Annotated in this window: 7 protein-coding genes, 1 tRNA gene and 1 pseudogene; 2 read left to right on the top strand and 7 right to left on the bottom strand. The window is 60.7% G+C overall.

Features of this window, described 5'->3' with window-relative positions:
- Nucleotides 1-760 precede the first annotated feature (760 nt).
- On the top strand, nucleotides 761-1,096 hold the full coding sequence (locus tag KQH55_RS03370) for an AfsA-related hotdog domain-containing protein (protein ID WP_076794671.1): 336 nt from the start codon (nucleotides 761-763) through the stop codon (nucleotides 1,094-1,096).
- Nucleotides 1,097-1,563: 467 nt separating this feature from the next.
- Here the strand turns inward: KQH55_RS03370 and KQH55_RS03365 are convergent.
- The 6 genes from KQH55_RS03365 to KQH55_RS03340 form a co-directional block, all read right to left on the bottom strand.
- Nucleotides 1,564-1,642, bottom strand: a tRNA-Ile gene (locus tag KQH55_RS03365).
- Between the two features lie 29 nt (nucleotides 1,643-1,671).
- Nucleotides 1,672-3,873, bottom strand: a complete 2,202-nt coding sequence (gene rpoD / locus KQH55_RS03360; RefSeq protein WP_076785150.1) for an RNA polymerase sigma factor RpoD — start codon at nucleotides 3,871-3,873, stop codon at nucleotides 1,672-1,674.
- Between the two features lie 261 nt (nucleotides 3,874-4,134).
- Nucleotides 4,135-6,039 carry a DNA primase gene (dnaG, locus tag KQH55_RS03355; RefSeq protein ID WP_235090209.1) on the bottom strand — a complete coding sequence of 635 codons (1,905 nt, stop codon included), beginning with the start codon at nucleotides 6,037-6,039 and terminating at the stop codon, nucleotides 4,135-4,137.
- 16 nt (nucleotides 6,040-6,055) lie between these two features.
- Nucleotides 6,056-6,505, bottom strand: a complete 450-nt coding sequence (locus KQH55_RS03350) for a GatB/YqeY domain-containing protein (RefSeq protein ID WP_076794666.1) — start codon at nucleotides 6,503-6,505, stop codon at nucleotides 6,056-6,058.
- Nucleotides 6,506-6,724: 219 nt separating this feature from the next.
- On the bottom strand, nucleotides 6,725-6,937 hold the full coding sequence (gene rpsU / locus KQH55_RS03345) for a 30S ribosomal protein S21 (RefSeq protein ID WP_013434742.1): 213 nt from the start codon (nucleotides 6,935-6,937) through the stop codon (nucleotides 6,725-6,727).
- 106 nt (nucleotides 6,938-7,043) lie between these two features.
- Complete coding sequence (locus KQH55_RS03340) at nucleotides 7,044-8,267, bottom strand: NAD(P)/FAD-dependent oxidoreductase (protein ID WP_255710690.1); 1,224 nt, start codon at nucleotides 8,265-8,267, stop codon at nucleotides 7,044-7,046.
- Between the two features lie 145 nt (nucleotides 8,268-8,412).
- Between KQH55_RS03340 and tsaD the strand changes: the two are divergent.
- Nucleotides 8,413-9,429, top strand: a pseudogene (gene tsaD, locus KQH55_RS03335) (tRNA (adenosine(37)-N6)-threonylcarbamoyltransferase complex transferase subunit TsaD); the annotation flags it as partial.
- Between the two features lie 46 nt (nucleotides 9,430-9,475).
- On the opposite strand, the gene KQH55_RS03330 reads toward tsaD, so the two are convergent.
- On the bottom strand, nucleotides 9,476-9,712 hold a 237-nt coding region (locus KQH55_RS03330), incomplete at its 5' end, for a hypothetical protein (protein WP_235090208.1).

Raw genomic sequence — 9,712 nt, 5'->3', positions numbered from 1 at the left:
GCACAACGCCCCATACCCCCGCCCCAGCACGCCGCTTGCCTCCCCATTTCATGCGGCGGCGCAAACTGGGGCAGCCATCGCACCCCAGACATTCGCTGCTATTGCACGTTTTGCTGCCGCCACGCGGGCATCGCGCTGGGTAGTCCTGATGGCATGTGCGAGTGTTTGCGCTCTTGTTGTGGGTGCCACGCTCCGTGGCGAAGATGTGGTGGCTGTGTTCAATTGCTGTATCAGGTTACCTTCGGGCCCGGCCTTGGCCATCGAGTCACGATCTTGGATACGCCGGGTTTCGTGCGTGGTGAATTCCTCGCTCAGCAACCGTTTCGGGCCTTTCCAACATTGAGCTGCCCCTTGCTCGAGACGTTTCAGTGTGGCGCCTAGCGCTTCGAGCGCGCGCAGCATGCACAAGGTGACAAGATAACGCCGGATGCGTTCCAGTATCGAGGCCGATACGCTGTTCTGAACGCCACGCTTGACTACGTGCCCCATTTCCCAGCCATGGTTGTGATCGTGCAGTACGCACGCAACATCTTTTCGCCAAACGTGCGCGCTAGTGTTCGATCAACAAGAGCCGGTTAGTAACGCAGGGACGTACGGTATCGATGTTAGGCACATCGTCCGTTATACCTTCGGCGGACGCGCTGCCCAACGCGTAGTTGCACGAATTAGCTTAATGCGCTAGTTCATCCCGCATTGGCCGACGCAGCTGTGCCTACTCCCTTACAGATACTGATCCCATTCCTGTAGTAAAGACCTTCAAATGAATAACAACGTCCCGCGCCTCCCTTTGGATGAGCGTTACGAAATCGATAGTGCTAGCCGGCGCCGGTTGCAGCGTCGTCTGGTTCATAAGTCGGAACTCAGACATGTTTTCGTGGAACGAATAATTCCGATACCGGCTGCCGGAGATGGGCAGGATCGGTTCGTTGCTCCATTGATCATTGAACCAGACCATCCGTTTTTCTTCGAGCATGAAATCGACCATGTGCCGGGCCTGATGCTTGTCGAAGCAACGCGGCAAGCCTGCACTGCAGTGTCTCACATGTTCTACGAGGCTCCTTTTGGGATGGCCTTCGTGCTTGACAATTTAACGTGAGCTATGCGCGTTTTGCCGAACTATCCGCTCCGTTTGCCATGCATTTCACGGTGGTTGAGAAATACTATCGCAAGCGGTCACTGTCGAGCTTACAGGCACACACCGAGTGACACCAGGCCGGGCTACGAGTTGGCACAATGGATGTGCGGCGGAGCTTCATACAACCCGCCGTATTGGCACGCCTGCGGCGCACCAGCACAATAAGCGTCGGCCTCCCTGTGTAATGGCGGCAGGCTGGAGGATGTCCCTATGCCTTTCCTCAACCGTTCAGGGCTGACTTGAATTGGTAAATTTGTCATCGCGCAGCATGGCGGACAGGACCTCGCGCATCAATCACATGCTAGCACGCAGCACTACGCTTATCTGGCCACAGAAACTTTAAGGAATGCCATCACGCGGATCGGACAAAATTTCTCTACCATAAAAAACGCGGGCTGCGTGACATGCGCGCAAGCCCGCGTAGATATTGGTGGGCCTCCCGTGAGTCGAACACGGCACCAACGGATTATGAGTCCGCTGCTCTAACCAAGCATGAGCTAGAGGCCCGAATCAATCATTATGAGGCAAAATGAAGCTCAGTTGCCTTCAAGGAACGACTTCAGCTTATCCGAGCGGCTCGGATGTCGCAATTTGCGCAACGCCTTCGCCTCAATCTGTCGGATCCGCTCGCGCGTCACGTCGAACTGCTTACCGACTTCCTCGAGCGTATGGTCCGTGCTCATCTCGATACCAAAGCGCATCCGCAATACTTTTGCTTCGCGCGGCGTCAACGAGTCTAGCACGTCCTTCACAACGTCTCGCATACTCGCGTGCAATGCCGCATCGGCCGGCGCCACCGTATTGTTATCTTCGATGAAATCGCCCAGGTGAGAATCGTCGTCGTCGCCGATCGGTGTTTCCATCGAAATCGGTTCCTTCGCGATCTTCATGATCTTGCGGATCTTGTCTTCCGGCATCTCCATTTTTTCGGCGAGCGTGGCCGGGTCCGGCTCGAGCCCCGTCTCCTGCAGAATTTGCCGTGAGATCCGGTTCATCTTGTTGATCGTCTCGATCATGTGGACCGGAATCCGAATCGTGCGCGCCTGGTCCGCGATCGACCGCGTAATCGCTTGACGAATCCACCACGTCGCATACGTGGAGAACTTGTAGCCCCGCCGATATTCGAACTTGTCAACCGCCTTCATCAGGCCAATATTGCCCTCCTGGATCAAATCCAGGAACTGCAAGCCACGGTTCGTGTACTTCTTCGCAATCGAAATGACCAGCCGCAAGTTGGCCTCCGTCATTTCGCGTTTGGCCTGCCGCGCCTTGAGCTCGCCAGCCGCCATCTGGCGGTTGGTTTCCTTCAAGTCCTTCAGTGGCAACACGACGCGCGCCTGTAAGTCAATCAGACGCTGCTGCTGTTCGCGAATCGCCGGGATATTGCGCTCGAGCACCGCGCTGTACGGATGCCCCTCGACGACGATTTGCTCGGCCCAGTCTAGGTTGGTCTCGTTACTCGGGAAGCGCGAAATGAATTCTGCGCGCGGCATCCCGCACTTGTCGACGACGATATGCAAGATCTGGCGCTCCACTTGACGCACCTCGTCAACCTGCGCGCGTAACGTATCGCACAGCCGCTCGACCGTGCGGGCGGTAAACCGGATCGACATCAACTCGGCCTGGATCGCCTCTTGCGCCTTCAGGTATGACTTGGACTTGTAGCCCTCCTTCTCGTACGCGCGACGCATTTTGTCGAACCACTCACTGATTAGCGCAAAGCGCTCCAGCGACGCACGCTTTAGCGCCTCGAGCTGCGCGGCGCTGGCCGCGGCCGCTCCTGCCCCTTCGTCCTCTTCTTCCTCTTCCTCGTCACCTTCGTCGGCGTCGTCGGCTTCCGACTCGATCTCGTCCGCATCCGACGCGCTAAAGCCGTCCGCATCCTCCGCGCTCGGATCGATTAGGCCATCGACCAGTTCGTCCACGCGGATTTCATCGTTGGCGACCCGCTCGGCCATCGCAAGGATGTCCGCGATCGTCGTCGGGCACGCCGAAATCGCCTGAACCATGTGCTTTAGGCCGTCTTCGATACGCTTGGCGATCTCAATTTCGCCTTCCCGCGTCAACAGTTCGACAGTGCCCATCTCGCGCATGTACATGCGCACCGGGTCGGTCGTACGGCCAAATTCGGAGTCCACCGTCGACAACGCGACTTCGGCCTCCTCTTCAACCTCGTCGTCGGATGACACCGACGGCGCGTTGTCGTTGAGCAGCAGCGTTTCCGCATCGGGCGCCTGTTCATAGACCGCCACGCCCATGTCGTTGAACGTGCTGATGATGCTCTCGATCGCCTCGGTTTCCGCGAAATTGTCCGGCAGGTGATCGTTGATTTCAGCATACGTCAGGAAGCCGCGTTCCTTGCCCAGCTTGATCAGCGCGCGCAGCTTCGAGCGGCGCTCCTCGAGCTCCTCGGCGGTACCCGGCTGGTGAGACGCGAACGCCTCCTTCAGCAGCGCCTTTTCCTTGGCCCTACGATCGCGCGCCTTGATCTTCTCGCCACCCTTCACCGGCGCGGCCGAGCCGGCCGACTCATCGACTTGGCCCGCTTCCTCATCAACTGGTACTTCGTTCAGCTTTTTCGTCATGGATGTCGCCATTACGGCTCTGGTCTCGACTTGCGGCTCTTCGACGGCCGCCGCTTCAACCGTGGATACTCTCTCAGTGCGGCTATCCGGCTGCTGCCCGGCGGCCGCGACCTGCCGACTTACCCGCTTCGGGAACTTCTCGGCCGCGCACATCACGAGCCTGCTCGACGGACTTCGCCATCGAGCAGGACCGCGTCGTCGCTTCCCGCTGGCCGGATCGCGCGATGTTCGCCGGCGCGCCACATGCGAGAAGGGGCCTGTTTCGCCGCGGACCGGTCGCCTTTACCGTCACCGACCTGCGCTTCCGACCTAATCCAACCCCTTTTTCCGCTTGGTCTTTGCCATGGCAATTCCGCTCTATTCGACGTCGCCCGGAAACAACTCCGCTGAAAACCTTCAATTATAGCACGGTGGTCAAGCCCCTCCGCCAAGCACCGATGCCGCGACCCGACGCTTCAGTTCCGCACGCCGCTGCGACAACTCGGCAAACTCCCTGGCCTGCTCTCCTTCCAGTTTTGGCTGCCGAGACAAAATTTCAAGTCGCTCGCAGCAAGCGTCATAACGCATCTTCGCGACAACCGCCCTGACTTCGTCAGCCGCGATCCGCTCCTGCTCATCGCGCCGCTGCGCGCTGTCGTCGTCCGGCGGCGCATGCAGCAAATCACGCACGTTTTCATCATAGACCAGAATTTCCCGGAAGATTTCCTCATACGTCGGCGCATTCGGAGAATTAAGCAGCAAGTCCTTTAGCAGCCGATACTCTGCCGCGTCCCCCAGTTGCCGCGCATGCGCGATCGTCTCGGCAAACAAGGCCCCCTGCCGGGCAAGCGTGGCCAGCGTGTCGCAATCCTGCACATCGAGCATCGCGACAATGCGCGGATACATGATTACGTTGCGTAGTGCTCGATGCTCGTGGCCGGTGACGCGACGACGATCGGCACGTGCCGGCGTACCGCGCACCGCGGGCGCGGTGCGCGAGCCGACTTCGCAGAACTGCGCCACTTCTTCGACGGGCGTCGAGAGCCGATCCGCCAGCATGTGCAGAATCTGAGCCCTCAGCGCGTTGGGCGGCAGTGCCTGCAGCAGTGGCTTGGCATCATATAAGGCCTTGGCTCGTCCTTCCGGCTGGTCGATCTCCTTGTCCGCCAGCACCTCGTTGAGCAGGAACTGCGACAGCGGCATTGCCCGCCCGATTTGGTCCGCAAATGCCTGCACGCCGTGCTCACGGATATAGCTGTCCGGATCGTGCTCCGCGGGCAGAAACAGAAAGCGAATCGTACGATTGTCCGCCGCGTGCGGCAAGCACGCGTCCAACGCTCGCCGCGCGGCACGCCGCCCCGCCGCGTCACCGTCGAAGCTGAAGATCACCGTGTCGGTCTGCCGCATCAGTTTTTGGACATGCACCGGCGTACACGCGGTGCCCAGGGTCGCCACCGTGTTCGGAAAGCCCAACTGCGCCAGTGCAACGACGTCCATGTAACCTTCCACGACCAGCACGAAACCCTTCTCGCGGATCGCAAGACGTGCCTCGAATAGGCCGTACAACTCGGTTCCCTTGTTAAATAGCGGCGTTTCCGGCGAATTCAAATACTTCGGCTCGCCGCCATCGAGCACGCGTGCGCCAAAGCCGATCACCTGTCCGCGTACGTTACGGATCGGGAACATGATGCGCTGGCGAAAGCGATCGTAGCGGCGCGCTTCGCCGTTGCTCGACGTCTTGTCACTGACAATCACCAGACCTGCGTCGAGCAGCGCATCGTCGCGATAGTTTGCGAATGCTGCCTCGAGGTTTTGCCAGCCATCCGGCGCATAGCCCAATCCGAAGCGCAGCGCGATTTCGCCGGTCAAGCCCCGCCCCTTCAGGTACTGGATCGCGTCCGGCGCGCCCCGAAGCTGCTTGCGATAGTAGTCGGCCGCGATCTGCATGATGTCGACGAGCGCGCGCGCCGTGCCGGGATGGGCAGGCGGCGGATCGGTACCGTCCCTCAATCCGGGCGGGCTCCCACCGCCATATACACCCGGCGCGGGTTCGTGTGGAACGGTGAGTCCAACGGACTGCGCCAACTCATCGACAGCCTCGGGAAACGTCAAGCCGGCATGTTCCATCAGGAAACCGATCGCAGTGCCGTGCGCGCCACAGCCGAAGCAATGGTAGAACTGCTTGGTCGGACTGACGGTGAACGAGGGACTCTTTTCGTTGTGGAACGGGCACAGCCCACTGAAGTTCGCCCCGCCCTTTTTCAACTGCACGTACCGCCCCACCACGTCGACGATATCGACGCAGTTTAGCAGGTCTTGCAGGAACGAGTGCGGAATCACGGTCGCCCTGGCAACGCTACTTCGCCGACAAGGCCGCCTTCACTTGCGCGGAAACCGTCGTCATGTCGGCACGGCCCGCGAGCCTGCTCTTGAGCAATGCCATGACCTTGCCCATGTCCTGGGGACCGGCCGCGCCCGCTTGCGCAATCGCGTCCTGCACCTGCGCGGCGACGTCGGCCTCGGACAGCTGGGCAGGCATGTACTGCTGCAGCACCACGAGTTCCGCCGATTCCTTCGCGGCCAGGTCCTCGCGGCCGGCGGACTGAAACTGCGAAATCGAATCCTTGCGCTGCTTGATCAACTTGTCGACGACCGTCACGATCGCCGTGTCGTCCAGCGCCGTGCGCTCGTCCACCTCACGCTGCTTGATCGCAGCTAGCAGCAGGCGGATGGTTGCGAGCCGCTCGCTGTCGCGGGCGCGCATCGCAGCTTTCATGTCATCATTGATACGGTCTTTCAAGCTCATGCGTATTGCCATCAACGGCCCAGGTTCGCCTATGGAACTGTGACATGCAGTAACCGACGTTTAACACAAAAACCCGCTTGGGACACGATCCACAAGCGGGTCTGCGCAGCAACGCGGGTCCCATCAGCGCCTGCCACAGCAGTAGCCCTGCACGCACACGCGGTGCAGGTTCACGAGATGATCGCGCCAACCCGGCTGCCGCGCCGGCGCGATACTAGATCAGTAGAGCTTCTTCGGCAGCATTTGGCTGCGCAAACGCTTAAAATGGCGCTTGACCGCCGCCGCCTTTTTCCGCTTGCGCTCCGCGGTCGGCTTCTCGTAAAACTCGCGCGCACGCAATTCGGTCAACAACCCGTTCTTTTCGATCGTGCGTTTGAAGCGGCGCATCGCGACTTCAAAAGGCTCATTCTCTTTAACGCGAATCGTCGTCATGTCCAGTCGAAGGTATGAAAAAAGGGACACATCCCACCAACATACACCAAAGGTGTGCCAGTATAGCAGATGTGCGTGCAGACAATTCTGCGCCCTCAGCGTCCGGCTAACGTTGCGCAACAGCGGCAGCAGCAGCCTGGCCCGCCGCGACACCGGATGACCATGCCCACTGGAAATTATACCCACCCAGCCATCCGGTCACGTCCACCGCCTCGCCGATGAAGTATAGGCCCGGCATCCGCTCGCTCATCATCGTGGTCGACGATAGTTCACGGGTGTCGACGCCACCACGCGTGACCTCGGCCTTGCGAAAGCCTTCGGTGCCGCCCGGCGTCAACGTCCATTGCTGGAGCCCGCTGGCCAGTTGACGCAGTGCCTTGTCAGCAATATCGGCCAGCCGCGCCTGGGGCGGGAGGTGGTGCTGGATCGCCCAGCACTGCGCAAGCCGCACCGGCATCCATTCAGCGAGCTGGTTCGCTAATTGCCGGCGCGACGCGGCTTTTGCGTCAAGCAGTGCGCCGGCCACGTCAAACGACGGCAATAGGTCGATCGACACCGCATGCCCTGGGTTCCAATAGCTGGAGATCTGCAAAATACCGGGGCCGGACAGTCCGCGATGCGTAAACAACAGGTCCTCGACGAACTCGGCACGCCGCTTGTCGCCGCCTGTCGATACGCGTGCCGTCATCGATATCCCGGCCAGCATCGCATACGGCGCCCAGCGTGCGGCGGAGAAGGTCAACGGCACCAGCGCTGGACGCGGCTCGACAAGCTTATGACCAAAGCGTTTAGCGAGCCTATACGCGAAGTCGCTCGCCCCAATCTTCGGAATCGACAGCCCGCCCGTTGCCACCACGAGCGCCCGTGCGCGCAGCGCGCCGGCATGCGTGCCCAGCACAAACCCCATCGTATCGACAGCCACGTCCGCAACCTGCAATGGATGGCGCCACGTGACACCGCCGGCGCTGCATTCGCGTTTGAGCACGTCAATAATCGTCTCGCTCGAGTCATCGCAAAAAAGTTGCCCCTTGTGCTTTTCATGCCACCGAACACGATGGGCGCGCAACAGTGCTAGAAAATCCTGCGGTGTATAGCGGGCGAGCGCGGAGCGGCAAAACGACGGGTTCTCGGACAAGTAGTGGGTCCAGTCCGCATACAGGTTCGTGAAATTGCACCGCCCGCCGCCGGAGATCCGGATTTTTTCAGCAACGCGCGGTGCGTGATCGATCAGCACGACACGCCGCCCAAGCTGGCCGGCCACAGCCGCACACATCATGCCGGCAGCGCCGGCGCCAATTACGGCGATATCGAAGTGTTCCATGGCGCGCATTCTACCGACTTGCCAGCTACGTTAGCGGCCGCACTGTTATACTAATTGATTGCGTTGCGGGGGTCATGCGCCGTGCCAGCCATCTGGCAAGCCGGTGGCGCAAACGAAGTCGCATCCGGCTCGATCACCTTTTTGTCCGATTCTCATGCTCGTCCTCGGTATCGAAAGCTCATGTGATGAAACCGGGCTCGCGCTGTACGACAGCCGGCGCGGGCTACTTGCACACGCACTGCATTCGCAAATCGCCATGCACCGCGACTATGGCGGCGTGGTGCCAGAACTCGCGTCACGCGACCATATTCGGCGCGCGCTGCCACTGCTTGAGCAGGTGTTGCAGCAGGCCGGGGTGGCGCGCACCGCAATCGATGCAATCGCATTCACGCAGGGGCCGGGGCTCGCCGGTGCGCTACTCGTCGGAGCCAGCATCGCGAATGCGTTAGGGCTGGCGCTCGGCAAGCCGGTAATCGGCATTCACCATCTCGAGGGACACCTGCTGTCGCCGTTGCTCGCACAAACGCCACCGCCCTTTCCATTCGTTGCGCTGTTGGTCTCCGGTGGCCATACGCAACTGATGCGGGTAGCCGATGTCGGCGACTACCAGACGCTCGGCGAAACACTGGACGATGCGGCCGGTGAAGCGTTCGACAAGACCGCAAAATTGCTCGGACTGAACTACCCGGGAGGCCCGGAAGTTTCGCGGCTGGCCGAGTTCGGCACGCCTGGCGCCGTCGAATTGCCCCGCCCAATGCTGCATTCGGGCGACCTAGACTTCAGCTTCAGTGGATTGAAAACAGCGGTTCTCACGCATCTGAGCCGAATCGGCTCGAACGCTTGCGAACAGGCAAAAGCCGATTTGGCACGCGGCTTTGTTGATGCCGCCGTCGACGTACTGGTCGCGAAAGCCGTTGCCGCCCTCAAGCGCACAGGCATGACGCGGCTCGTCGTGGCCGGCGGGGTCGGCGCGAACCGCCAGTTACGCGAAGCGCTGTGTGCCGCTGCCGCCAAGCGCGGCTTCGACGTGTACTATCCCGACCTCGCACTATGCACCGATAACGGCGCGATGATCGCGCTCGCGGGCGCACTACGCCTGCAACGCAATCCCACGGCGGCCAATACGTCGTATGCGTTCACTGTTAAGCCGCGTTGGGACCTGAGTGCCATCACGATCCTGGACAACAACCAGCGTAGCGCCTCGGCCACTGCCGACGTCACACCACGGCAGCCACCGGCGTAGCCTTGGGCGCAGGGGCCGGTACAGCGTTCGCCGTGCATCCGTGAACCTTCGTCCCGCGCCGCATTCGTGGCGCGAGTTCACCACCGACGCGACGCACGCCGTGCCACGGGCGTCCGATGCCCGAGTCGATGTCGATGTCGATGTCGATGTCGATGTCGATGTCGATGTCGATGTCGATGTCGATGTCGATGTCGATGTCGATGTCGATGTC

This window comes from Mycetohabitans sp. B3 (assembly GCF_021498065.1).
GTDB lineage: Bacteria > Pseudomonadota > Gammaproteobacteria > Burkholderiales > Burkholderiaceae > Mycetohabitans.
This window is presented reverse-complemented; position numbering and strand designations above follow the sequence as displayed.

Coding starts and splice junctions, on each gene's coding strand:
- KQH55_RS03370 (WP_076794671.1), top strand. CDS start 761: ATGAATAACAACGTCCCGCGCCTCCCTTTGGATGAGCGTTACGAAATC.
- rpoD (WP_076785150.1), bottom strand. CDS start 3,873: ATGTGCGCGGCCGAGAAGTTCCCGAAGCGGGTAAGTCGGCAGGTCGCG.
- KQH55_RS03350 (WP_076794666.1), bottom strand. CDS start 6,505: ATGAGCTTGAAAGACCGTATCAATGATGACATGAAAGCTGCGATGCGC.
- rpsU (WP_013434742.1), bottom strand. CDS start 6,937: ATGACGACGATTCGCGTTAAAGAGAATGAGCCTTTTGAAGTCGCGATG.
- KQH55_RS03340 (WP_255710690.1), bottom strand. CDS start 8,267: ATGCGCGCCATGGAACACTTCGATATCGCCGTAATTGGCGCCGGCGCT.